Source organism: Pseudomonas sp. NPDC077451 (assembly GCF_044543345.1).
In the GTDB taxonomy this organism is placed as follows: domain Bacteria; phylum Pseudomonadota; class Gammaproteobacteria; order Pseudomonadales; family Pseudomonadaceae; genus Stutzerimonas.
In genome coordinates, this window is the sequence record NZ_JBITVX010000008.1 from 39,184 (window position 1) to 63,924 (window position 24,741).

Genomic DNA, 24,741 nt, shown 5'->3' on the forward strand with positions numbered 1-24,741 from the left:
CGGACTGCCGAATAAGATTTCTTTAAACCCTTAGCCGTAGTTGGATGAGCTGATGAACAAAGTACTCGTGAGTCTGCTGTTGACCCTTGGCATCACCGGTATCGCCCACGCGGCTGGAAATGCAGAAGCAGGAAAAGAAAAGGTCGCCGTCTGTGGTGCTTGCCACGGTGCCGACGGAAACAGTGCCGCACCGAACTTCCCGAAACTCGCAGGCCAGGGCCCGAACTATCTGTTCAAGCAGCTGCAGGATATCAAGGTAGGCAGCAGTCCCACGGCGGAGCCGGGCGTCGGTCGCAAGGTGCTGGAAATGACCGGTATTCTCGATCCCTACAGCGATCAGGACCTCCAGGACATGGCCGCCTATTTCGCCAGCCAGAAGATGACCATCGGCACGGCCGACCCAGCTCTGGTCGCTCAGGGTGAGCAGCTTTTCCGCGGTGGCAAGCTGGAACAGGGCATGCCGGCTTGCTCTGGTTGTCATGCACCGGACGGCGTAGGCAACAACCTGGCGCGTTTCCCACGTCTGGGCGGTCAGCACGCAGCCTATACGGCCAAGCAGCTCACCGATTTCCGTGAAGGCGATCGCACCAATGACGGCGATGCGGCCATCATGCGCACCATCGCCTCGAAGTTGAGCAACAAAGATATCCAGGCACTGTCGAGCTACATCCAAGGCCTGCACTGATCGTTTTCCCGATCAGCCTAAAAGGGGCGTTCAGGGCATGAGCCTGAACGCCTTTTTTTGTTTTCGGCCTCGCTATAATGATTGTCAAGATATTGAAAAGCGGCGGAAAGCGCTGGCGAGCAAACATGAATTGCTGCAGCCTGTGGCGCTATCGGTTAGCCGTTCATTACAAGGGAGTCATTATGCGTAAACTCGTCCTCAGTGCCCTTCTCGTTACCGCCAGTCTGTTCGGCTTTTCAGCCAATGCGGCAGATTTCCAAGCAGGAAAGGAATACGTCGAGCTGAAGAATCCGGTACCGGTTGCCGAGCCGGACAAGATCGAGGTGGTCGAGCTGTTCTGGTATGGCTGCCCGCATTGCTACCAGTTCGAGCCGGTGATCAATCCATGGATCAAGCAACTGCCTGACGATGTCGATTTCAAGCGCATCCCGGCGATGTTTGGTGGCGTCTGGAACACGCACGGGCAGATGTTCCTCGCGCTGGAGTCCATGGGGGTCGAGCAGAAAGTCCATGACGCCGTGTTCAACGCTTATCATCGAGACGGTAACAAGCTCGACACGCCGGAAAAGATGGCGGAGCTCCTCGAGGGGCAGGGTGTCGACAAGCAAGCTTTCCTCAAGGCTTATAACTCCTTTGGCGTGAAGAGCCGTGCCGAGCAGGCGAAGAAGTTGGCGATGGCCTATCAGATCACTGGCGTTCCGGTGATGATCGTCAACGGAAAGTACCGTTTCGACATCGGCTCCGCTGGTGGCCCGGAGCGGGCACTGGAAGTTGCTGACTTCCTCATCGAAAAAGAACGCGCGGCCCGGTAAGCACAGGTGCTTCGTCGCTGGAGCTCACCACGCCTGGCCGGCCCCGGCCAGGCGCGGGTCAATCCCCTTTGCCTGGATTCCAGCGGCCTGCCCTGTAACGGCCGGTTGCGTCTGCTGAGTTTCAACATTCAGGTGGGGATCAGCACCGAGCGCTATCACCATTACCTCACCCGTAGCTGGCAGCACTTGTTGCCACACACCGGACGGGCGCGGAACTTACAGCGAATCGGCGACTTGCTAGCCAACTACGATCTCGTGGCGCTGCAAGAAGCGGACGGCGGCAGTATGCGATCGGGCTATGTCAATCAGGTCGAGCATCTGGCGCAGCTCGGCGCTTTTCCGTACTGGTACCAGCAGCTCAACCGCAACCTGGGACGCTTTGCTCAGCACAGCAACGGCGTGCTGAGTCGACTGGAGCCGCAAGGGCTGGAAGACCATCCGTTGCCAGGACCATCCGGCCGCGGCGCGATTCTGCTCCGCTTTGGCCAGGGTGAGAACGCGCTTGTCGTGGTGGTGATGCATCTGGCTCTAGGCGGTGGCGCACGCACTCGCCAACTGGCGTATATCCGCGACCTGATAGGTGGCTACCGCCATCAGATTCTGATGGGCGACATGAATACCCATGCCAGCGATCTGCTGGAGCACTCACCCCTGCGTGATCTTGGCCTGCAAGCACCACAAATCGAGGCGACGTTTCCCAGCTGGCGTCCGCAACGCTGCCTAGACCACATTCTGCTGAGCCCCAGCCTGACGCTCGAGCGCGTCGATGTACTGGCCCAGGCAACTTCGGACCACCTACCGGTCGCGGTGGAGATCCGCCTACCTGACGCGCTGCACGATGCTGACGCATTGCCTGTACCTACGGATAGGACCTGATGAGCGACGACGCGCAACGCTGGAAAGGCAAATACCTGCATCAGTTGGAACAGCAGGAGCAGCTCGAAGGGCGCTGGAACACGCGGCTGGATCTGCTGCGGCGCAGTCTGGTGCGCAGCAGTTTTGCGGTGGACGATGCCGATCCGGCGGTTGAGCGCTGCATGCGTGAGCTACGTGATGTGCTGCGCGACGATGTGCAGGATGACCGTCTGGGTGCGCTGGTCCCGCGGCTCGAGCGCGCGGTCCTCGACACTGAGCGCACTAAACAGGAGCGCCTCGAGCGATTGACCGAGGCGCTCGACCGACTGGCCTCGCAATTGCTCGAGCTGCGGCTGCCCAACGAAATCCGCAAGCCATTGAAGCAGTTTTCACGGCAGCTTGCTAAGCGAGCAGCCCAATCGCGCGAGCTGCCCACGCTGTTGAGCGAGCTGGGTGAGTTACAGAGCCAGGCGCTGGCGGCTCAGCGACCATCCGGCACCTCCAATTCGGTGGGATTGCTTGGCCGCTTGTTCGGCCAGCGCGACAACAACATTGAGGCCTTGGCACAGCCCGACAACGATTCGCCATTGGTTACGGCTGACCCGATGCAATCGCTGCCAGGCCAGCCGCTTTTTGAACAGGCTGAAACGGCTGAATCATTGCAAGGCTCGTCCGCTCTGGATTCTGGCCCTCAGGCGGCGGACGCACCGCTGGCTGTGATCGACGTCGCGGCGCCGCATAGCGATGCGATAGCCGACGTGATACCGCCAGCATCGACGCCGGAGAGCCAGCCGGCCGATCCGTATCAGTTACCGCCTTCGCCGGAGCAGGCCTACAGTGCCATTGCCGAGCGTGTCGAGTCGACACTGCTCGGTCTTCTCGAGAATCTGCGCCTGCCAGAGCACCAGCAGGTGCAGGTGCAGGCTATGCGCGAGCGGATTCAGCAAGGGCTGAATTGGTATGAACTCGTACCGGTGCTTGATGACCTGGCTCAGTTGATGCTGGCCGTGGCTGATCAAGGGCAGCGAGAATTCGAACTCTACCTGAGTCTGCTCAACGAGCGGCTGGCCACCATGCAGGACAGTCTCGGCGCGGCCCGCGAAGGGCACGTGCAGAGCAAGGAAACCGCCCAGGCGCTTGACGAAGAGCTGCGCCAGCAAGTCGGAGGTCTGCAAAACAGCATGCTCGGTGCCAAAGACCTGCCGAGCCTGAAGCAGACTGTTCAGTCGCGGTTGGATGGGCTACTCGAAACCGTCGACGCGTATCAGTGTCAACGTAGCGACCATGAGCAGGCCTTGAGCGATCGCCTAAGCACTCTGGTCGAGCGGGTGGCAAGCCTTGAGCAAGCGGCAACGGGAATGCGCGAGCACCTCGAAGAGCAGCGGCAGAAGGCCCTGCAGGATCCGCTTACCAGCTTGCCTAACCGAGCCGCCTGGGATGAGCGCCTGGAGCTCGAAGTCGCACGTCAGCAACGCTACGGTGGTCAGCTGCTGCTCGCGGTTCTGGACGTCGATCATTTCAAGCGTATCAACGACAGTTTCGGCCATCTGGCTGGTGATCGAGTGCTCAAGATCATTGCCAACGAGCTGCGCAAGCGGCTGCGCAAGACCGATTTTATCGCCCGTTTCGGTGGCGAAGAATTCGCGCTGTTGCTGCCCGAGACGCCCGCCGCGGCAGGGCTTAAGCTGCTCGATAACCTGCGTACAGGTATCGAGAACTGTCCTTTTCACTTCAAGGGCGCTCGTATCCAGGTGACCCTGTCAGGGGGGCTTGCAAGCTTCGCTGCATCCGATCGAGCCGAGCAGGTGTTCGAGCGCGCCGACCGAGCCCTATACCGGGCGAAGGATTCCGGTCGCAACCGTATCGAAGCGGACTGACCGACCGCGCTGTGAGTCCAGGGGTCACCCCGGTACAATTGCCTTCTATGCTCTGGCGCCGACTCTCTTCGGCGTTTCTCTGCGGGCCGCTGCTCGGTCCGATCGAATGTCCCGAGTCCGCGTCATCACGCTGTAGACCAGAGGCCGCGTATGAAAAGTTTGATCCTCGCCTTGTTTGGCCTGTTGCTCGCCGGCTGCGCCAGCGGTCCGCGTATCGATACCCGTCATACATCGCTGGGGCAGGACAGTCGGGCGCAGTTTATCGTTCTGCATTACACCTCAAGTGACCTGCAGCGTTCGCTCGACATTCTCAAGGGCGACGGCGTCAGCAGCCACTACCTAATCGGCGAAGCGCCCGCGACCATCTACCGTCTGGTCGATGAAGATCGTCGTGCCTGGCACGCTGGCGAAAGCCAATGGAACGGACGTACCTGGCTTAACTCCAGCTCCATTGGCATCGAGCTGGTTAACCGCGGTTATATCGAAAGCGCCGAGGGGCGTCTCTGGTATCCCTACTCCGATGAGCAGATTGACGCTCTGATCGTGCTGCTCAAGGACATCATGCAGCGCCGCGGTTTGAAGCCTGGCGCGATCATCGGGCACAGTGACATTGCTCCGCAGCGCAAGGTCGATCCGGGCCCGCTGTTTCCCTGGAAGCGGCTGGCGGACGCCGGTCTGGTGCCCTGGCCTGACGCCCAAGCCGTAGCGCGCCAGCGCAGCCTGTTTGCGACGGCAATACCGGATGTGGCCTGGTTTCAAGCGCAGTTGGCGGAGCAGGGATACAAGGTGCCCGAGCACGGCTATCTCGATCTGGAAACCCGAAACGTCATTGCGGCGTTCCAGATGAAATATCGCCCGGCACGCTTCGATGGCGAACCGGACGCTGAAACCGCAGCGCTGCTCGCGGTGCTGAACGCAGCAGGCTGAGGCTTCGGCTCAGCTGCGCGGGTTACAGCCGATCAGCCTCGAGTCGGCGAGTGCCGCGGTGCGGTGGATCGTGGCGGCGCGGTATTCCGGGTCCGCCAGCATTGCCAGAAAGGCTTCAGGCGAGGGGTAGCGCACCAGCAGCACCTCGTCCCAATGTTCCTGCTCCGGCGCAATCAGCGCGACACGGGCGTTGGCCATGATCTCCACGTCGCCACCGGCTGAGCGTACCTTCTTGATGGCGGTGCGGCTGTAGACTCCATAGGCTTCCCTGCCGGAACAAGGCGGGTGACCGCTCTCGGCAGGATAGACGGCTTGATCGTTAAAGCGCAGCAAGTTGAGCATGAGGATCGGCTCGCCGGCAGGCATCTGCTCGGCGAAGCGCTTCAGTTGGTCCTGGCTGGGATTGAGGCTGGGCATGGCGGCTCCTTTTTATTCTTCCCGCCCTGCCTGGCTTAGATGGGCAGGGCGATATAGAAGATGGTGCCGTGACCGATCCGCGAATGCACGCCGATACGACCACCATGCAGCTGAGCGATCTCTTTGCATAAGGCAAGGCCCAGTCCGGCGCCACCGCGTCGACGCCCAATTTGCACGAAGGGTTCGAAGATGCGCGCTTGCTGGCTATAGGGGATGCCCTCGCCATTGTCCTCGACACTGAGAATGACCCGTTCGCCGTGATGCCGCGCCAGTAGGCGGATTTCACCGCCGTCAGGTGTGTGCCGCAGTGCATTGCTGAGCAGGTTGTCGAGCGTTCGGTCCATCTGCTGCTGGTCCAGCAACAGGCTTGGCAGTGACGTCTGTAGTTCAAGCTTGATTTCGATATGGTTCTGCGCAGCACTCGCCTGGAAACGCTGCCGTGCTTGCTCGAGGAGCGCCGCCGGGTCGCACGGCACGCGTTCGAGTTTTTGCTGACCGCTCTGGTAGCGCGAGAAGTTCAGTAGATCGTTGATCAGCGTGACCAAACGCTGCATCTCTTCATGCACGGTGGTGAACAGGTCGGCTTCGCGGCTATTGTCCGGATAGTGCGTTCGTTCGCGCAGCAGGCTGAAGGCCATTTGCATGCCTGTCACAGGAGTGCGCAGCTCATGCGACGCACGCAACACGAACTCGTTGCGCACCCGTTCGAAAGTTCGCTGGTCGGTCACGTCGTGAAGCACCATCACCGCGCCGCTGATGCGGCCGTCGTGATGGTTCACTGGGCTCATGCGCCATGACAACAGGCGGCGCTCGCCGTCGGCCTCGATCACCAGATCTTCCGGCGGCCCGGATAGCGGCGTATCGGCCAGCACTTGCTGAGCAGCCTCGTCCAGCTCCGGATAGCCGAGGGCTTGGCCAAGCGTCGACCCCAGATGCTCTGTCTCCCAGGCCAATTGGCGCTGCGCGACCGGGTTGGCATGCTCCAGACGGCCCTGGCGGTCGATGATCAGCAGGCCGTCATCGATGCTGTCGAGCAATGCCTGCAGCCGTTGCTGGCCATCGACCAGCGCTTCGACATTGGTTTGCTTGAACTGGTGCAGGGCCTGCGCCATCAGACCGAAGCGACGAATCAGCGAAGACAGCTCAGCGATGGGTGAGGTGGGCAGATTGATATTGAAGTCGCCGCGGCCGATCTGGTCAGCCACGCTGGACAGCTGCTCGATGGGGTCACCGAAGCGACGGGCGAAGCTGTGTGCGGTGACGAAGCCGATCAGCAGCACCGCAATACCGGTCAACCCGAGCAGCCCGGCGAGCAATTGTGCCCGTTCGCGGCTGCGAATCTCGGTGTCACGAATCTGGTTGTAGGCGGACTGTTGCATGTCCACCATCAACTCGCGAACGCGGTTGAAGGATTGACTGAGGGGATTATCCTCGAGCAGTGTCGCGTTCAGGTTGGAGGGTGTTTCCAGCTCCACGGCAAAGCGAGTATAGGCGTCGCCGATGGCTTCATAAGCCTTGCGGTCCTGCTCGTCGTTGGCGTCCGCCATGCCTCGCGCCAGAGCGCCCAGAAAGACTTCTCGATATTCGTTCAGGGCTTCAACGTCGCGCTCTTCGCGGACCAGCAGCAGTAGCTGGTTTCCCAGCGCCTGGCGCAGCTGCTGGTTGACCTCGATGACACCGAAGTTATCGCGAATGAGATTTTCCTGGCTCTTCGCCATTTGCACGACGCTGACCAGCGCCAGCAGTAGCCCAAGCAAGGCCACCGTCATCAATGCCGAGAAACCCAGGAACAGCCGGGTTCTCAGCTTCATCTGGATTTTCATAGGCCGTATTGCTTACGTTTTCGATAAAGCGTCGATGCGTCGATGCCTAGAATTCGGGCGGCTTGCTCAAGTGTGTCGCTGGTGCTCAATACGCCCGAGATATGTGCTTTTTCCAGCGCTTCCAGACTGAGCGGCTCACCGATCCGTGGGGCGTTGCTGACGGCTTGATCGGCCAGGCCAAGATGGCTGACTTCGATCATGTCCTGCGGGCAGATAATGCTGGCGCGCTCGACCACGTTGCGCAATTCACGGACGTTGCCTGGCCAGCGATAGGCCTTCAGTGCGGCAACCGCGTTGTCGCTGAAGCCGCGCGCTGGTCGGCCATAGCTTTTTACGAAGAATGCCAGGAAGCGTTCGGCGAGGGTCAGCACATCTTCCGGGCGCTCGCGCATGGGCGGAAGGTTCAGGGTGATGACATTCAGACGGTAGAGCAGGTCTTCACGGAAACGCCCTTCGCGGACCATTTCCTCGAGATTCAAATTGGTGGCGGCGAGAATGCGCACGTCGGCCCTTCGGGTGACAGGGTCTCCGACGCGCTCGTATTCCTTGTCTTGGATGAAACGCAGCAGTTTCGGCTGCAAAGCGAGGGGAAAATCGCCGATTTCGTCGAGAAACAGTGTGCCGCCGTCAGCTTGATTGACGCGCCCCAGGGTGCTTTCGGTAGCCCCGGTGAAAGCGCCACGATTGTGTCCGAATAGCTCGCTTTCCATCAGATCAGCCGACAGCGACGGACAGTTGATGGTGATGAAGGCTTTTTTAGAGCGTCGGCTCCAGTTGTGAATTGCACGCGCCAGCTCGCCTTTGCCCGTGCCTGACTCACCGAGGATGAGGATGTTCGCGTCGGTATCGGCCACTTGGCGGGCGGTCTCGAGCACGCTCATCATCGCCGGGCTGTACGAGCCCAGCGCATCGCTGCGTTTTTGCACCTCGCCTTCCAGGGCCTCCAGGCGCGCCGCCATCTGACGGACTTCCAGCTGCTTGGCGGCCGACAGGCGCAGCTGCTCGGGGCTGCATGGCTTGACTAGGTAATCCGCAGCGCCCGCTTGCATCGCGTCCACCGCGGTGTCTACCGCCGAATGGGCGGTGACGATTACTACACGCATCCACGGCGCAAGTACGCGCATCTGCTGCAGAACATCGAGACCGTTGTCTTCACCGAGGCGCAGGTCCAGAAAGCACAGATCGAACACCTGCCGCTGTAGGATCGCTTCGGCCTGTGAAGCGCTGGCCGCCGTGACCACCGTATAACCGCGGTCCTCGAGGCAGTAGCGGAACGTGCGCAGAATCGCTGCCTCGTCGTCCACCAGTAGGATGCGGCCGCCGGTGTCGGTCGTTTGGTCCATGAATGCTCCAGTCAGGCAAAAGCGGTGAATGTTTGGCGAGTCGTTGGGGTGGAACCTGGGTGCTGCAGTGGCGCGCGGTAGTTCAGCGCCTGCTTTAGTCTACGCAAAGCCTTGCAAGTTGCACGGTATACACGGGTCTTTCCTGCAGACTGCAATCGCGCTTCAAGCGCAACGGCGATGCAAGCTGTTGATTATAAAGGCGCCGGGAGGTTTTTGGCGCTGGCATGGGGCTTGCGGTGTTACCGGCACGCGCGTGGTCGACAGCGGTCGAGGCGCATCGCAATCTGTATTTGGAGGCCCCATGAACCAGAACATGACCCAACTCAACGAGCTCATCGAGATCACCCGCGACGGTCAGCATTTCTATCAGCACGCGATTGACGAGGTGAAAGACGTCGAATTGCAGCATCTGTTCCGCGATATGGCGCAAGCCAAGACGCATATCATCCAAGCGCTGTCGGTAAAGGTTGCGGCCAACCAGCAGCAACCCGCACAAGGCGGCACTACCGCAGGCAAGCTGCGCGAGATGTATGCCGACACCAAGGCGAGGCTCGGCGACAGCGACGCGGTTTACATCGACCAGCTTGACCAGACCGAAGAGCGCATCCTGGCGGCCTTCGAGGATGCGCTGAAAACAGCTGACCCTGATGTGAAGGCATTGCTAGCCATTGAGCTGCCGAAAATCCGTGCCTGTCATGAGCGCATTCATACCCTCAATCACAGTGACAGGAACCGCAGGGATTAGTCCGTCGTGCAAATCGCCCGGCGCCATGCATGGGCATCGTGCAATATAAATTGGCGCAGCGATGTTTGGTGAATCTAAGTTGTTGAAAGTAAAGGATTAATAGGAAGTCTAACGGATGGCACGAGCCCTGCAACATAACCGCTAAGACAGACATGCCCCGCATGCTTAGAAGGAGTTGAGGATGAATCGTCAAGCACGTTTCCTACTGGTTGGAAAAGGTTTTCTTACCGCCGCTGTGGTCACGTTGATCATCGGAGCCGAACAGCCAATGTCGGAACCGCTCAGCCAGACACAGCATGAGTCAGCGGAACGAATCCGCATGTATGACGCTCAACCTGTAGGGATTGTGCAAACCGGACCTGCCCAGCAGACGATTGATTATTTGCAGGAGCGGTCGGAACAACGTTGGGTTTTCTAGTTGGAGATAGGCGACCCGATCCTTGCGGATCGGTCCGCTGAAGATGTCCTGAACCGAAGAGGAGTTACACCATGCTGAGTTGGGCTATTACGTTTCTGATCATTGCCATCATCGCTGCAGTACTGGGCTTCGGTGGTATCGCGGGCACTGCAACAGGTATCGCCAAGATCCTGTTCGTAGTATTCCTGGTGTTGTTTGTTGCTTCGCTGATTTTCGGACGAGGCCGCGGCCCACGAGCCTGATGCGGAACGCCGCTCGTCAGGGCGGCTGCAAGATTAGGGAAGTAACAGTGGCTGGATGCCTTTTTTCAAAGCACTTCGCTAAAGCGAAGTGCTGGTACTGAGGTCAATCATCCTTCTGGTGATTACCCATCAGCCCCTACAGCGGGGGAGCCAAGGGGTCGGGACGCTCTTAACGGAGCGACCTAGGGGTACAGGGAGTGCCTCCGACATGGGCCGGGCTCGGCGAAAGGCAACCGAAGGTGGGATGCCACCTTCGGCTTGCGATTTCTCCACAGCAGAGCACTCCGAGCGGGAATCTCGCCCTCTCATTGGCGTACCGGCCGCTGGCAATAGCGGTTACTGCACGATCTAGTGCAGCGCCCCAGTCAGATTCGCTGCACCTTCCATAGCTTCGCCCTGTTTGGTTCATGGCCGTTCTCCAGCCGCACCGCTATCATCGCCCGCAGTCATTCGTTGGAGAACCCCATGCTCAACGGCCTCTGGCTGGGCTTTTTTCTGATCGCTGCAGTTGCGGCGCTGGCGCGCTGGTTGCTCGGCGACGATCCGGCTGTGTTTGCCGCGCTGGTCGAGAGCCTTTTCGCCATGGCCAAGCTGGCCGTGGAAATCATGATCGTGCTGTTCGGTACGCTTACCTTGTGGCTCGGCTTCCTTCGCATCGCGGAAAAGGCCGGCATGATCGAAAAGCTAGCGCGCCTGCTGGGTCCGCTGTTCAGTCGGTTAATGCCTGAAGTGCCCGCCGGGCACCCTGCATTAGGGCTTATCACGCTCAACTTCGCTGCCAATGGGCTGGGCCTCGACAATGCTGCTACGCCGATCGGCTTGAAGGCGATGCGGGCATTGCAGGAGCTCAACCTCACGCCTCACATCGCCAGTAACGCCCAAATCCTTTTCCTGGTGCTCAACACATCAGGCCTGACTCTGCTGCCGGTGACCATTTTCATGTATCGCGTGCAGCAAGGCGCAGAGGACCCCACGCTGGTCTTTTTGCCGATATTGCTGGCGACCAGCGCTTCGTCGCTGGCGGGACTGCTCGCCGTGGCGCTGGTGCAACGTCTGCGCCTGTGGGACCCGGTGGTCCTTGCCTACCTGATACCCGGTGCGCTGCTGCTGGGTGGTTTCATGGCGTTGCTCGCAGGGCTATCGGCCACTGCACTTTCTTCTCTTTCGTCGTTGCTCGGCAATCTCACGCTGTTCGGCCTGATCATTGCCTTTCTGGTCATTGGGGCGCTGCGCAAGGTTCCGGTCTATGAAAGCTTCGTCGAAGGTGCCCAGGAAGGATTCGACGTCGCCAAGAGCTTGCTGCCGTATCTGATCGCCATGCTCTGTGCGATTGGCGTGTTCCGCGCATCCGGCGCACTGGATTTCGGACTCGACGGGATTCGCTGGCTGGTAGACGCGCTGGGCTGGGACACTCGTTTCGTCGATGCGTTACCCACCGCGCTGGTCAAGCCGTTTTCTGGCAGTGCCGCGCGCGCGATGCTGATCGAGACGATGCAGAGCCAGGGTGTCGACAGCTTTCCAGCATTGGTTGCGGCGACAGTGCAGGGCAGCACCGAGACGACCTTCTATGTATTGGCCGTTTACTTTGGCGCGGTGGGCATCCAGCGGGCGCGGCATGCGGTGGGCTGCGCTCTGGCGGCGGATGCAGCGGGAATCGTCGCGGCGATTCTGGTCTGCTATTGGTTCTTTGGCTGAATCGGTATTTCGCAAGGTGTCGCCAGACCGCCAGCAAGACGCAGGCGCTAAAAAAGAACCCGCCAGTAGGCGGGTTAAAGCGTGGCTCGTTGCCAGAACCTGAATAACGGTTCGGCGAGGAACATTACGAGGAACAATCGCAGCACCTGCAGTGCAGTGACCAAGGCGACCGACAGCTGTAGTGCTTCGGCCGTCAGGCACAGCTCGGTGATGCCGCCGGGCATCATCCCTAGCATCAGCGACGTCTGGTTCAGCGTGGCCGCCCAACCCAGCACTTCGGCGAGGCCCGCCGCAGCGAGCATAGCCAGCACCGTAAACAGCAGGATGCGCAGCATGAATCGCGGTGCGCTGCGGAAGAACGGCCGATCGAAATGACAGCCCAGCGAGCAGCCGATCAGCCATTGGCCGAACTGACCGACGCCCTCAGGCATACCCAGATGCAGATCGAAAGCGGCGCTGGCAACGGCACAGACCGTGAGCGGGCCCAGCATCCAGGGGTTGGGTTGGCCGAGCCGCTTCCACAGCAACGCCAGCAGCCCGCCCGCCGGCAACAACACCGCCAACCAAGGCCAGCTCACCGGCGCCGGTGGCGGGGCATCCACAGGCGGCAGACTCCAGGTAAACAGGGCGGGGATGATCAGCACCACCAGCAGCAGTCGCATGCTGTGGGCTGCGGCGACCATAGCCGGTTGCGCGTCGTGACGTCCGGCCAGGTTGACCATCTCGCTCGCGCCACCCGGCATGCTGGAGAAGAACGCCGTGGCGCGGTCCGTGCCGCTGCGCAGGAGAATGAAGATGCCGATCAGGCTCAGCAGCAGCGTGCATAGCGCACCGGCGAGAATCACGCCGAAGTGCTCCATTACCTGCTGCATGACCTCGCTGGTGAAATGCAGTCCGATGGCGCTCGCGATCAACCATTGCCCGACCTGCCGACCCCGGGGAACTTCCCTTACCAGCCAGCCACTGCAGCGAACCGCAATGACTGCCAGCAGCGAACCGACCATCCACGGCAGCGGCCAGTTCGCCAGGCTTGCCAGCCAGCCGCCGAGGGCGCCGACCAGAGGCGTCGCCCACCATCCCGGCAGCTGGCGCGGCATTTTAGGCATTCGCCTCGTTCAGCTTGCCGCGACGGCGCTGGCGCCACCAGCGCAGGCCCGGCATGGCCAGCATCAGCGCGGCCATCGCCCAGAGCACCAGCGTGATCGGGCTACCCCAGAGGATGCCCAGATCGCCTGCCGAGATCGACAATGCGCGGCGCAGGTTGTCTTCCATCATCTCGCCAAGCACGAAGCCGAGGATCAGCGATGACAGCGGGAATTCCAGCTTGCGCAGCAGGTATCCAAACACGCCAAGGCCCACCATCAGCACCAGGTCAAACGTCGTGCTGTGTACCGAGTAGACGCCGACCACGCTGATCGCGGTGATGGCCGGGACCAATACCCAGTTGGGCACGCTGAGCATCTTCGAGAACAGGCCGACCAGCGGGATGTTCATCACCAGCAGGATGACGTTACCGATGAACAGCGAGGCGATCAGGCCCCAGACCACATCGGGCTGCTGCTCGAACAGCAGCGGGCCGGGGGTGATGTTGTACAGCGTCAGTGCGCCGATCATCACCGCGGTAGTGCCAGAACCCGGCACACCCAAGGTCAGCATCGGGATCAGCGAGCCGCAGGCGGAGGCGTTGTTAGCCGCTTCCGGTGCGGCCAGACCACGCAGGTCGCCCTCGCCGAACTTGCCGCTGTCGCCTGCCATGCGTTTTTCGCTCATGTAGGTCATGGCGCTGGCGATGGTCGCGCCGGCACCGGGCAGGGTGCCGATAACAAAGCCGGCCAGGGCGCTGCGCACCATGGTCCAGAAGGTGAAGCAGAACTCCTTGAAGTTGAACAGCAGGCGTCCGCTGGCCTTGACCGCTTTCTGGCCGCTGTGGGTCTTTTCCAGCATCAGCAAGACTTCGCTGACGCTGAAGAAACCGATCACCACGATCACGAACTGAATGCCATCGGACAGGCTCACGCTGCCAAAGGTGAAACGGTAGACGCCGGTCGTGGAGTCCACGCCAACGGTTGCCAGACCCAGGCCGATCAATGCCGCCATCAGGGTTTTGACCGGCTTGTCACCGACCATGCCGCCCAGACAGGCGATGGCGAAGATCATCAGTACGAAGTATTCCGCCGGGCCGAAGGCCACCGCCCATTTCGCCAACAGCGGCGCGAACAGCACCACACCGCAGGTGGCGATGATGCTGCCGATGAACGAGCTGACCGCTGACAGCGACAGGGCGATGCCCGCCTTGCCCTGGCGCGCCAGGGGATAGCCGTCGAGGGTGGTCATCACAGCCGCAGCGTCGCCAGGTACGTTGAGCAGAATCGCCGAGATCCGACCACCGTACTCGCAGCCCAGGTACACAGCGGCCAGCAGGATCAGCGCGGTCTCCGGCGGCAGGCCTAGCGCAAAGGCGAGAGGCAGCAGCAGGGCGACGCCGTTGATCGGGCCGAGCCCAGGCAGCAGCCCGACAACGGTGCCAACAAAGGCGCCGAACAGCGCCACGAGCAGGTTCATGGGGCGTGTGGCGACGTCGAAGCCTTGCCACAAGAAATTCAAGGTTTCCATTTTCAGCTCTCCAGCAAGCGCAGCACGCCAAGCGGCAGCGGCACATCAAGCAACAGGTCGAACAGGCCAAAGAGCAGCACGCCCATCAGCACGCCGCTGATCAGGCTTGGCAACAAACGCCCGTTGAACAGCAGGCCCAGGGCGAAGGTGGCCAGCGCGGTGGTGATGACGAAGCCAAGCTGCTCGAACAGCAATGCGTACGCCAGCAGGACCAGGACGCAGTACAGGGCGCGCCGGGCCATGGACCAATCGAACGGGGGCGTCGGGTCACCGTGTGGTTTGCAGAGCAGCCAGAGCGCGCCGCAAGCCATCAGGAACAGCAGCAATAACGGGTAGGCGCGCGGGCCGACCGGGTCGTAGGCGAAGGGCGCCTCGAAACCCCAGGCGAGCAGCGCCAGTCCGGCGCAGGCGAGCAGCCAGGCCGCGGCAAAGACACGAACGTACATGGTGGTTACCTCGGGAGGAGCGGGTAGCGGCAGCCCTTGGGAAGCCGCTACCGGCAGGGTGTTACTTGACCAGGCCGAACTCGCCGGCGAGTTCCTTGTAGTCGGCGACCTGCTTGTTGACGAACTCGGTGAGCTCATCGCCGGTCATCGACAGCGGGAACAGATCGCGTTGCTCGCGCAGCTTGGCGAAGTCTTCATCGGCCAGCAGGGTGTCGAACTGTGTCTTCCACCAGTTGAAGTCTTCATCGCTGACTTCCGGGCCCATGTAGAAGCCGCGGATTACCGGCCAGCTGATGTCATAGCCCTGTTCCTTGGCGGTCGGCAGGTCTGACAGCTTGCCTGGTAGGCGATCATCGGACAGCACAGCGAGGACGCGAATCTTGCCGGCTTCGAGCTGCGGGGCGACCTCGCCCAGGCCGCTGCTGGTGACCTGCACGTGCCCGCCAAGCATGGCGGTGAGGGTTTCGCCGCCGCCTTCGAACGCGACGTAACGCAGTTTTTTCGGATCCACGCCCGCGGCGCGGGCGATCAGCGCGGTCTGCATCCAGTCCTGCCCGCCAATGGTGGCACCCGCACCAAAGACAACGCTGGCGGGGTCTTTCTTCACTGCGGCGATCAGGTCGTCCAGGTTCTGGTAGGGCGCATCGGCGCGTACCGAAATGGCGCCGTAGTCGGTGCCGATGCCGGCCAACCAGCGCACGTCGCTCTCGTCATAGCGACCGAACTTGCCCTGCGCCAGATTCAACAGCGAGCCGCTGGAAAACGCGGTAATGGTCGCCGGGTCGTCGGCACGTTGAGCGATCACAGCGTTGTAAGCCACCGCGCCGACTCCGCCAGGCATGTAGGTGACGCGCATGGGCGATTCGAGCAGGCCTTCGTCTTTCAGGCCGCTCTGGGCCAGCTTGCAGGTCAGGTCGAAGCCACCGCCGGGCTTGGCCGGGGCGATGCACTCGGGACGCTTGGGCTCGGCGAACAGCTGGCTGGACAGGACCAGGCAGGACGAGAGCAGGGCGATACGACGGATTGCTGTCTTCATGGGTGTCTCCTCTGATTCTTATTGTGGACGGCTTTACCAGATGGGCAGGCTGTAGCTGACGATCAGGCGGTTTTCGTCAGCGTCACGGGCGAAATCGGAACGGAACATGGCGTTGCGCATGCGCACAGCGACGTTCTTCAGTGGACCGGTTTGTACGACGTACTTGAGTTCGATGTCGCGCTCCCACTCGCTGCCATTGCTGCCGCCGCTGTACTCGGCGTTATCACCGGAGATATAGCGCGTCAGGAAGGTCAAGCCGGGGACGCCGATCGAGGCGAAGTTGTAGTCGTAACGCGCTTGCCAGGAGCGCTCGTCAGCGTTGGCGAAATCGTTGATCTGGACGAAGTTGACCAGGTAAGGGTTGCTGCCGTCGACGTAGGCATAGCCGGTGTCACCGTTCATTTGCTGATAGGCGAGGCTGACCTTGTGGCCACCCAGGCTGTAGCCCACCATGCCGTTCCAGGCCTGGTTGTCGATCTTGCCGGCATTGGCTGCGCCGGTGTCATCACTGATCATCAGGCGCAGGTCGGCGGTCAGCGACGAATTCTCGCTCAACGGCTGCACAGCCTGCAGATTGAAGAAGTGTTGACGATAGATGTCGTCCAGCTCGGCGGCGTAGTAGGTGCCGATCAGCTTTTCCGTGAAGTCATAGCGCGCGCCGGCAAAGGTCAGGTGATCGGCCTCGGCAGCGCTGTCGAAACGACCGTTCTTGTTGTTGACCTGCAGCTCCTGAGAGTTGGTCGAAGCACGGTCGATGACCTTGTCCAGACGCCCGCCGGTCAGGGTCAGACCGGTCACGTCCTGAGACACCACCAGGGTGCCTTCGAATACCTGGGGGAGGGTTCGGCTGTCGCTGGCGGTAACCACCGGCGTTTCCGGGATGTGGCTGCCGTAACGCAGTTCGGTTTCCGAGAACTTCGCCTTGGCCGTCAGACCGAGGCGGCTGAACTCGTCCGGCGTGCTGCCATCGTCGCGCACTGGCAGCAGATCGGTGTTGGTGCGGCCACCGCCGGAATCCAGTTTGACGCCGAGCATCCCCATGGCATCTAGGCCGAAGCCCACAGTGCCTTCGGTAAAGCCTGATTCGATGTTGAGCAGGAAGCCTTGCGCCCATTCTTCGCGTTTGGACTGGCCGGTGCCCTCGCGGTAATCGCGATTGAGATAGATGTTCTGGGTTTGCAGGGTCGCGCTGCTGTCTTCGATGAAATCGGCCTGGACTATGGGCGCCAGGGAGGCAGCCGCGACGGCGAGGGCAAGACGAGCAGGGGCGGGTTTAATTCTGACGGCAGTCAGCATCCTTCAATCTCCACTATTGTTTTTGTTGTGGCGGCGTTATGCCGCGCCAGGTGGATCGAGCCACCTGATCCCGATCCTAGGCGGCGAAACTTTCGCCAGGCTTTCACCGGCGAAAGCGGCGTGTGATGTGCCTTGCCGCTACACTGGCGGCCCGTTCCGTGTGTGGCAGAGGACAGGCTATGCGGATTCTCCTGGTCGAGGACCACCCCCAGCTGGCTGAAAGTGTGGCGCAGGCGTTGCGCGCGGCTGGATGGACGGTCGACCTGCTCACCGATGGCGTCGCCGCCGACCTGGCGTTGTCGACCGAGGACTACGCGTTGGCGATTCTCGATGTAGGCCTGCCCAGGCTTGACGGCTTTCAGGTGTTGTCGCGGCTGCGTGAACGGGGCAAGACGCTGCCGGTGCTCATGCTCACCGCCCGCAGCGAGGTCACTGATCGGGTCCATGGGCTCAATCTTGGCGCTGATGATTACTTGGCCAAGCCGTTCGAGCTTTCAGAGCTAGAGGCGCGCGTCAAAGCGTTGTTGCGGCGCAGCGTGGCTGCTGGCGAGCGCCAGCAGCGCTGCGGTTCGCTGGTGTATGACCTGGATGCGCGGCGCTTCAGCCTCCAGGGGCAGCCGCTCAACCTGACGTCACGGGAGCAGGCGGTTCTCGAGGCATTGATCACTCGGCCCGGTCGGGTCATGAGCAAGGATCAACTGGCGGCGCAGGTATTCGGCCTCGACGAGGACGCCAGTGCCGACGCCATCGAAATCTACATCCACCGGCTGCGCAAGAAACTCGAAGGCAGCGCGGTGCGTATCGTCACGTTCCGTGGCTTGGGCTATCTGCTGGAGGCAGCGGATGCCTGAAGCGATACAGCCGCGCGCTGGCAGTTTGCGCGGTGGGTTGCTGCGCAGGCTGGCGATGCTGCTGACCCTGCTGATGCTGTTCAGTGGCTGGAGCGCCTACTGGAACGGGCGCGCCGCCGCCGACACTGCCTACGACCGGACGTTGCTGGCTTCGGCCCGCGCCATTGCCGATGGCCTGGTTGCCAATGATGGGCAGCTCCGCGCCAATGTGCCCTACGTAGCGTTGGACACCTTTGCCTACGACAGCGCCGGGCGCATCTACTACCAGGTGCTGGATACCGAAGGCCGGCTGGTCAGCGGCTATGAGCATCTGCCAGCGCCTGGCGCTGACATCCGTCGCACCGATGACTATCCCGCGCTGGCGCGCTTTTACGACGGGGAATTCCGGGGCGAAGGTGTGCGGCTGGTGAGCCTTTTGCAGCCGGTGAGCGAGCCGGAGCTCAACGGCATTGCTGAAATCCGCGTCGCCGAAACGCTGGGCGCTCGTGAGCGCATGGCCCGCAGCCTGCTGGTGGATACGCTGTGGCGTGTCGGATCACTGGCCATTGCTGCGCTGGTGCTGGTGTGGCTGGCGGTCAGCGCGGCGTTGCGTCCCCTGGGCAAACTCAGCGAGGCGGTCGAACAGCGCCAGCCTGACGATCTGCGGCCGCTACCGCTGGTGGCCGTGCAACGCGAGCTGAAACCTCTGGTGGCAGCGCTCAATCACTTCACCGAGCGGCTGCGCGGGCAATTCGAGCGGCAGGCCCAGTTCATTGCCGACGCCGCTCACGAACTGCGCACGCCATTGGCGGCGCTCAAGGCGCGTATCGAACTCGGCCAGCGTGAACAGCAGCCGCAGCGTTGGCAGGAGACGCTTGAAGAAGCCGGAGCCCATACCGACCGGGTGATTCATCTGGCCAACCAGTTGTTGTCGCTGGCGCGTATCGAAACCGGCGCGCAGTCGATTGCCGAAGGCGGTGCCCAGCGCCTGGACCTCAGCCAGTTAGCGCGGGAACTGGGCCTTGCCATGGCTGCGCTGGCCCACAAACGGGGCGTCGCGTTGGCGTTGGAAGCCGAGCAGCCGGTATGGATCGACGGCGAGCCGACACTGTTGACTGAGCTGCTCAGCAATTTGCTCGACAATGCACTGGCGCATACGCCAAGTGACGGCAATGTGGTGCTGCGGGTGACGGACCAGGCTGTGCTGGAAGTGGAAGACGACGGTCCGGGGATTCCCGAGGCGGAGCGCGCCAAGGTCTTCGCCCGTTTCTATCGTGTGCACCAGCAAGGGCGGGGCGCCGGGCTTGGCCTTGCCATCGTTGGCGAAATTGTTCGTGCCCACCGGGCGACTATCGAGCTGGATCAGGGCGCCTTGGGCGGGCTGCTGGTAAAGGTGCGCTTCCCGCCACCGGCTCCCGACTCAGCTAGTTGACGGCTCGAGAGCCTCATCGGCCTCGGCAATTGCCACCTGATTGCGACCGTTGTGTTTGGCCCGATAGAGCGCCGCATCGGCACACGCCAGCAAGTGTGAAGGGGCGCAGTTCGCAGGCGGCTGCAGGGTCGCCACGCCGATGCTGATGGTCAGTTCCAGCCGCTGCTCGCCATGAGCGGGCCGTAGCGCTGCCACGGCTGCGCGGACTCGTTCGGCCTGTTCGCCGGCTTCGCGGCTGTTCATGCCTGGCAGCGCGATGACGAACTCTTCGCCGCCATAGCGCGCAACCACGTCGCCGGCCCGTTGGCCGTGTTGCTTGAGCGTATCGGCTACCAGCCGCAGGCAGTCGTCACCGAACGCGTGCCCGTAGGTGTCGTTGACCCGCTTGAAATGATCGATGTCCAGCAGCAGTACCGACAATGGCGTCTCGGTGCGTTGGGCGCGGCGGATCTCTTCGTCGATCATCAGGTCGAAATGCCCCCGGTTCGACAGCTGGGTCAGCGCATCGGTAACACTCATACGGGTCAGTTGCTCGTTGACCCTCTCCAGGCCGCGCTTGGCTTCTTCCAGCGCCCGAGTCCGTTCGTAGACCCGCGCCTCGAGCGCCTCGTTGTTGCGGATCTGCATCTCTAGCGCCTGCTGTTGCGCCTGGAGGCGTGACTCGCGCTCCTGCGCCAATGCATCGGAGGCCTGCAATGCACTCTGCTGCGCCAGGATCCGTCGGTCACGCTCGTGATTGATGCGCTCGGCCAATGCCATCGACAGCAGCACGAACTCAGCGAACATACCGATCAGCTGGCCATGCAGGGTCAGTGCATTCAGCGGCAGCAGTCCCTCCAGCGCCAGCAGGTGGGCGATGGTGGCGACCAACAATGTCGACCAGGCGATGGTGAACAGGCGTGCTGAACGGTTGCCTCGAATCCATAGGTTGATGACGGCGGCCATCGTCAGGATGCAGTGAACCAGGGCGACCGGTTCGGCCATCAAGTAACGACCCAGCGAGGGTGCGAACAAGGTGACCAGAATCACCCCGCCCCAGTAGCCCATCAGCACCCAGGTGACCAGCCAGGGCCAGCCGCCATAACTTCGGACCCTGAGAAAGCGACTGGCGAACAGCAACGGGGTGAAAAAACACAAGGCTGCCGACAGCGCATAGAAGCGGCGGGCGAAAACAGGCGTGTCGGGCCACAGGAATAACTGGCCGAAGCCGGTTATCGTGAGGACGTAAAACAGCGCGCTGAGAAGATAGGCAACATAGAGCAGATAGGCCACGTCCCGGGTGAACACGAACAGGCTGCTGTTGTAGAGAAGAATCACCAGCATGCCGCCGAAAAACAGGCTGATCATCGCGACGTCAGTAATTTTTTCGGCTGCGAACGCCGTTTCATCGTAAATGCTCAACGGCAACGCCATGAGTTCATGGGCTTGTACCTGCATGTACACCACGGCGCGTTCATTGCCACGCAACTCCAGCGGGAAGACCAGGTTGTGGTCTGCTAGCGGTTGATCACGCTTGGGAATGTGATCGCCAGCCTGCATCAAGGGACCCCACTCGCCTTCGGCCGGGTAGAACAGACGTACACGCACCTTATCCAGGACAGGCCATTTCAGGCTCAGGTACCAGCGCTCGGCGCTTGTGGCATTGCTATCAACTTCGAAGCGCACCCATGCGCCGTCCCGCTGTTTCTTGAGATTGGGCTTGGCTAGCGGCTGCCACTGCCAAGGGGCAGTGTGAGCGGCTGTGAAGTCGGCATCGGGATGTCCGGGTAGCCACTCCACCGGGCCCATGTGGAGTTCCGCACCGCTTTTGCTGACGACGCTTGGAACAAAAGCCGCGATGGCCTGGCCCGACATGAGGCCGGCAAAGGCGGTTAACAGGCAGCAGAGCAAGAGCCGGCGGAATCGCATCAGGTGAGAGGTCTCGTCTAACGACCCGTCGCGACGCATAGGCAGCCGTGAGGGTCAGGCAGTGGTTTGGCCATCGAAACGATACGGCTAATGTCGTTTTGATACCACTGCTAGGCTACTAACGGCTCGCCCATCCATCGGAACGTCAATCGGAGCCTTCTTGACCGGCTAACCGCGTCGCCGTGTCCAGAATTGCTGCGCCAGCATTTCCATGCTGTCAGCCAACTGAGCGACACCCGAAGCGGTCTCCCGGCTGCGCAGCCCACTTTCTACATGCTGATCGGAGCCGCTACGAATGCTCACGATGTTCTGATTGATGTTCTCGCTGACGGCACTTTGCTGCTCGACGGCCGAGGCAATCTGCATGCTCATGTCGCTGATCTCGTTCACTCGATTGTTGATGTCCTGGAGCGAGCGTGCCGCTTGCTCAGCCTGCTCGACACTTTCCATGGCCTGATCTCGGCTACGTTGCATCACTTGCACCGCTTGACGTGCTCCGCCCTGCAAAGCCGCGATCATCGAGTTGATTTCCTGGGTGGACTGCTGGGTTCGAGACGCCAGGCTACGAACCTCGTCTGCAACTACAGCGAAGCCACGCCCCTGTTCGCCGGCGCGGGCGGCTTCGATGGCAGCGTTAAGGGCGAGCAGGTTGGTCTGCTCGGCGATGCCGCGGATGACATCCAGCACCTTGGTTATGTCGTTGCTGTGCGCTTCCAGTTCGAGAATGACATCACCGGCGTGCTGAATATCCTGAGCTAACCGGCCGATAGCCGCCCCGGTCTTATTGACAACATCCGTACCGGTTGCAGCTTCGCTGTTGGCTCGGCTGGCTGCCTCGGCGGTGCGCTGGGCGTTGTTGGCGACTTCCTGCACGCTCGCCGCCATCTGGTTGATCGCGGTGGCAACCTGATCGGTTTCGCTCTGCTGACGCGATGCGCTCTGTGCGCTGCTGTCCATGGCACCCACCAGCTCCCGTGCATGCATGCTCAGCTGGCGTGAGGCATCGCCGATTCGGCCCACCATGGCCCCGGCTTCGGTTTCGAGCAGTTTCATGGCGTAGCTAATCTGGCCGAACTCGTCGCGGCGCCCCGTGTAGACCAGCTGACCGACCGCATCATCCCCCACCTGCCGGGCCTGTGCAGCAAGACGCTGCAGAGGCGCAAGCGCCATGTGTGCAAAGACGCTCGCGCCCAGGGTAGCCGCAGCTGCAGCCGCTACCGCCGCCACGAGGCTTGCTCCGCCTAACAGTGCCCCTCCGATAGCGCAGGAAGCAGCACCCAGGGCGACGAGTAGGGCGACGCGGCTACGCACGCCCAAGGGGGAGCGGCGCAGAGCGGCAGGTGGCCGCTTTTCGCGCAGTTGCGCATACAACGTTTCGGCTGCCGCTACCTGTGCGGCCTGCGGCTTGGTCCGCACCGATTGGTACTCGACCACTTTCCCGTTGCGGCTGATGGGGGTGACAAAGGCGCTGACCCAGTAGTGATCCCCGTTCTTGCAACGGTTCTTCACCATTCCCATCCATGACCTGCCAGCACGAACGCTGGACCAGAGGTCACCGAATGCTTCGGGGGGCATGTCGGGATGGCGGACTATGTTGTGATGCTGACCGAGCAACTCACGCTCTTCGAAACCGCTGATCTTAATGAAATCGGGGTTTACATAGGTGATGTCGCCGTTGAGGTCGGTGGTGGACAGTATGTTGGCTGTCTCACTGAAGGACACGTCGCGTCCGGTGACCGGTACGTTCAAGCGCATGGTGGAATTCTCTGAAACTAGATTATTTTTCCGCCACGGACGTCTTGACCGATGCCCAGACTGGACATCGCGCAACCCTGCTATCCACCTTGCGGTGAAATCCTCGGACTTCCAAACGGTTCCTATTCGGGCTTGCTAAACCGAGCCTTTAAACGACCTTGTTGGTGCTTCGGCCTGCACATTGCTCTGCTTGTAGGGCGCACTCGCACTACACCGAGTGACGTCATTGTTATATCGGCTGCTGGTCAGCAATCCGACCAAAAGACCTACCCTTTAGTCGGGTAATGGCTCTGTGCTATGAGGCGATCTTATACATATAAATATTTATGTACAGATATTTGTATAGGTATTTCAGGTTTATTCCGCAGATGAGCAACCCCCCATCCCTAAATGGGTCATAGCCATGGTCACAGGGCGCCCATAGCCGTGAGGTTGAGGTCCGAGCTGTTACCGAGGCAGCGGCCTGCTAGACTCCAAACTTCCCGCGTGGCTCACGAGGCCTGCAGGACAATTCCAAAACAACCAATAAGGAGTGGATCCATGAAAGGCAAATCCTTGGCATGGATATTTTCCGCCGCATTGGCGGGGACTGGTCTGAGCGGTATGGCTCAGGCGCAAGAGCAATTCGTCACTATCGGTACCGGCGGCCAGACGGGCGTCTACTACGTTGCCGGTCAGTCAATCTGCCGCTTCGTCAACCGTAACGCCGAGGACCTGAAGTGCAACGCGCCGGCCAGTGGCGGCGGCGTGGCGAACGTCAACGGCCTGCGCAGCGGCGAATTCAATTTCGGCATCATGCAGTCGGACCACCAGTACAAGGCGATGAAAGGCCTGGAGCCGTTCAAGAGCGAAGGCGCCATGGAAGACATCCGTGCCGTGTTCTCGCTGCAGAGCGAGGTGTTCACCGTCCTGGCGCGCCGTGATGCCAACATCAAGAGCCTGGATGATCTGAAAGGCAAACGCGTCAACATCGGCAACCCAGGTTCCGGTCAGCGTGACACTCTTGAAGAGATCATGAAGGAAAAGGGCTGGGACAAGTCGGCTTTCAGCCTCGCCGCCGAACTCAAGCCGGCCGAGCAGGCCAGCGCCCTGGGCGACAACAACATCGATGCCATGACCTACTTCGTCGGTCACCCCAATGGCGCGATTCAGGAAGCCACCACTACTGTCGACGCTGTTCTGGTACCGATCACCGGTCCTGAGATCGACAAGCTGTTGTCCGAGAAGAGCTACTACACCAAGGCTGAAATCCCAGGTGGCATGTACAAGGGCAACGACAGCGCCACTCAGTCGATTGGCGGCAAGGCCGTGCTTTCAACTACGTCCAAGGTCGATGACGAAGTGGTCTACAAGCTGGTCAAGTCGGTCTTCGAGAACATCGAGCGCTTCCAGCGCCTGCATCCTGCATTCAAGGATCTGAAGCCGGAAGACATGATCAAGGTCGGTCTGTCTGCGCCGCTGCATGACGGTGCCGTGCGTTACTACAAGGAACGAGGCTGGATGTAACGGCCTTTACGGCTCGTTGCATCGCTGTGGACGGTCCGTCCACAGCATTTGCCTGAAAACCCGTGTGCTTCGTGCCGCGG

General features: G+C 61.2%; 22 protein-coding genes. 12 read left to right on the forward strand and 10 right to left on the reverse strand.

All coding sequences use genetic code 11. The features are described 5' to 3' along the window. Window positions 1-52: 52 nt before the first annotated feature. From ACIGHL_RS14090 to ACIGHL_RS14110, 5 genes are all read left to right on the forward strand, one after another. The gene (locus ACIGHL_RS14090; protein ID WP_128120465.1) at window positions 53-685 is read left to right on the forward strand and encodes a c-type cytochrome; all 633 of its coding nucleotides are present in this window, start codon (window positions 53-55) and stop codon (window positions 683-685) included. Window positions 686-867: 182 nt separating this feature from the next. Further along, window positions 868-1,497 (forward strand): thiol:disulfide interchange protein DsbA/DsbL, encoded by a 630-nt coding sequence (locus ACIGHL_RS14095; RefSeq protein ID WP_128120464.1) that lies wholly within the window; start codon window positions 868-870, stop codon window positions 1,495-1,497. A 6-nt stretch (window positions 1,498-1,503) separates the two neighbouring features. Beyond that, the gene (locus ACIGHL_RS14100; RefSeq protein ID WP_128120463.1) at window positions 1,504-2,373 is read left to right on the forward strand and encodes an endonuclease/exonuclease/phosphatase family protein; all 870 of its coding nucleotides are present in this window, start codon (window positions 1,504-1,506) and stop codon (window positions 2,371-2,373) included. Continuing rightward, window positions 2,373-4,229, forward strand: coding sequence for a GGDEF domain-containing protein (locus ACIGHL_RS14105; RefSeq protein WP_128120462.1), 1,857 nt, complete (start codon window positions 2,373-2,375; stop codon window positions 4,227-4,229). Before ACIGHL_RS14100 ends, ACIGHL_RS14105 begins: the two co-directional genes overlap by 1 nt. A 150-nt stretch (window positions 4,230-4,379) precedes the next feature. Then, entirely contained in the window at window positions 4,380-5,156 is a 777-nt protein-coding gene (locus ACIGHL_RS14110) for an N-acetylmuramoyl-L-alanine amidase (protein ID WP_128120461.1), read from the forward strand. Between the two features lie 9 nt (window positions 5,157-5,165). Here the strand turns inward: ACIGHL_RS14110 and ACIGHL_RS14115 are convergent, their stop codons facing one another. The 3 genes from ACIGHL_RS14115 to algB are packed head-to-tail and all read right to left on the reverse strand — an operon-like array spanning window position 5,166 to window position 8,739. Next, window positions 5,166-5,573, reverse strand: coding sequence for a DUF1330 domain-containing protein (locus ACIGHL_RS14115; protein ID WP_128120460.1), 408 nt, complete (start codon window positions 5,571-5,573; stop codon window positions 5,166-5,168). Between the two features lie 35 nt (window positions 5,574-5,608). After that, window positions 5,609-7,396 (reverse strand): KinB sensor domain-containing domain, encoded by a 1,788-nt coding sequence (locus ACIGHL_RS14120; protein ID WP_128120459.1) that lies wholly within the window; start codon window positions 7,394-7,396, stop codon window positions 5,609-5,611. Next, window positions 7,393-8,739: a sigma-54-dependent response regulator transcription factor AlgB gene (gene algB, locus ACIGHL_RS14125; RefSeq protein ID WP_046161539.1), complete on the reverse strand. Its 1,347-nt coding sequence runs from the start codon at window positions 8,737-8,739 to the stop codon at window positions 7,393-7,395. The genes ACIGHL_RS14120 and algB overlap by 4 nt, the downstream gene beginning before the upstream one ends. Window positions 8,740-9,040: 301 nt before the next feature. On the opposite strand from algB, the gene ACIGHL_RS14130 reads away from it, so the two are divergent. From ACIGHL_RS14130 to ACIGHL_RS14145, 4 genes are all read left to right on the forward strand, one after another. Beyond that, complete coding sequence (locus ACIGHL_RS14130; protein WP_128120458.1) at window positions 9,041-9,484, forward strand: ferritin-like domain-containing protein; 444 nt, start codon at window positions 9,041-9,043, stop codon at window positions 9,482-9,484. A 181-nt stretch (window positions 9,485-9,665) separates the two neighbouring features. Further along, entirely contained in the window at window positions 9,666-9,902 is a 237-nt protein-coding gene (locus tag ACIGHL_RS14135; RefSeq protein ID WP_128120457.1) for a hypothetical protein, read from the forward strand. A gap of 71 nt (window positions 9,903-9,973) precedes the next feature. Further along, window positions 9,974-10,144, forward strand: a complete 171-nt coding sequence (locus ACIGHL_RS14140; RefSeq protein ID WP_019341907.1) for a DUF1328 domain-containing protein — start codon at window positions 9,974-9,976, stop codon at window positions 10,142-10,144. Between the two features lie 465 nt (window positions 10,145-10,609). Continuing rightward, window positions 10,610-11,839, forward strand: a complete 1,230-nt coding sequence (locus ACIGHL_RS14145; protein WP_128120456.1) for a nucleoside recognition domain-containing protein — start codon at window positions 10,610-10,612, stop codon at window positions 11,837-11,839. Window positions 11,840-11,913: 74 nt separating this feature from the next. On the opposite strand, the gene ACIGHL_RS14150 is transcribed toward ACIGHL_RS14145, so the two are convergent. The 5 genes from ACIGHL_RS14150 to ACIGHL_RS14170 form a co-directional block, all read right to left on the reverse strand. Continuing rightward, window positions 11,914-12,936 (reverse strand): AbrB family transcriptional regulator, encoded by a 1,023-nt coding sequence (locus ACIGHL_RS14150; RefSeq protein WP_128120504.1) that lies wholly within the window; start codon window positions 12,934-12,936, stop codon window positions 11,914-11,916. 1 nt (window position 12,937) lies between these two features. Next, the gene (locus ACIGHL_RS14155; RefSeq protein ID WP_101152840.1) at window positions 12,938-14,452 is read right to left on the reverse strand and encodes a tripartite tricarboxylate transporter permease; all 1,515 of its coding nucleotides are present in this window, start codon (window positions 14,450-14,452) and stop codon (window positions 12,938-12,940) included. A 2-nt stretch (window positions 14,453-14,454) separates the two neighbouring features. Next, entirely contained in the window at window positions 14,455-14,898 is a 444-nt protein-coding gene (locus ACIGHL_RS14160) for a tripartite tricarboxylate transporter TctB family protein (RefSeq protein ID WP_064480881.1), read from the reverse strand. A 61-nt stretch (window positions 14,899-14,959) separates the two neighbouring features. Further along, window positions 14,960-15,934 (reverse strand): Bug family tripartite tricarboxylate transporter substrate binding protein, encoded by a 975-nt coding sequence (locus ACIGHL_RS14165; RefSeq protein ID WP_128120455.1) that lies wholly within the window; start codon window positions 15,932-15,934, stop codon window positions 14,960-14,962. A gap of 33 nt (window positions 15,935-15,967) precedes the next feature. Then, window positions 15,968-17,230: an OprD family porin gene (locus ACIGHL_RS14170; RefSeq protein ID WP_128120454.1), complete on the reverse strand. Its 1,263-nt coding sequence runs from the start codon at window positions 17,228-17,230 to the stop codon at window positions 15,968-15,970. Between the two features lie 179 nt (window positions 17,231-17,409). Between ACIGHL_RS14170 and ACIGHL_RS14175 the strand changes: the two genes are divergently transcribed. Continuing rightward, on the forward strand, window positions 17,410-18,081 hold the full coding sequence (locus tag ACIGHL_RS14175) for a response regulator (RefSeq protein WP_128120453.1): 672 nt from the start codon (window positions 17,410-17,412) through the stop codon (window positions 18,079-18,081). Next, complete coding sequence (locus tag ACIGHL_RS14180; protein ID WP_128120452.1) at window positions 18,074-19,492, forward strand: sensor histidine kinase; 1,419 nt, start codon at window positions 18,074-18,076, stop codon at window positions 19,490-19,492. Before ACIGHL_RS14175 ends, ACIGHL_RS14180 begins: the two co-directional genes overlap by 8 nt. Here the strand turns inward: ACIGHL_RS14180 and ACIGHL_RS14185 are convergent. Next, a complete protein-coding gene (locus ACIGHL_RS14185) occupies window positions 19,481-21,400 on the reverse strand; it encodes a sensor domain-containing diguanylate cyclase (RefSeq protein WP_128120451.1) in 1,920 nt (639 codons plus the stop codon). The genes ACIGHL_RS14180 and ACIGHL_RS14185 overlap by 12 nt on opposite strands. A gap of 168 nt (window positions 21,401-21,568) precedes the next feature. Next, window positions 21,569-23,155: a methyl-accepting chemotaxis protein gene (locus ACIGHL_RS14190; protein ID WP_128120450.1), complete on the reverse strand. Its 1,587-nt coding sequence runs from the start codon at window positions 23,153-23,155 to the stop codon at window positions 21,569-21,571. 540 nt (window positions 23,156-23,695) lie between these two features. Between ACIGHL_RS14190 and ACIGHL_RS14195 the strand changes: the two genes are divergently transcribed. Beyond that, window positions 23,696-24,661, forward strand: a complete 966-nt coding sequence (locus ACIGHL_RS14195) for a TAXI family TRAP transporter solute-binding subunit (RefSeq protein WP_128120449.1) — start codon at window positions 23,696-23,698, stop codon at window positions 24,659-24,661. Window positions 24,662-24,741: the final 80 nt, after the last annotated feature.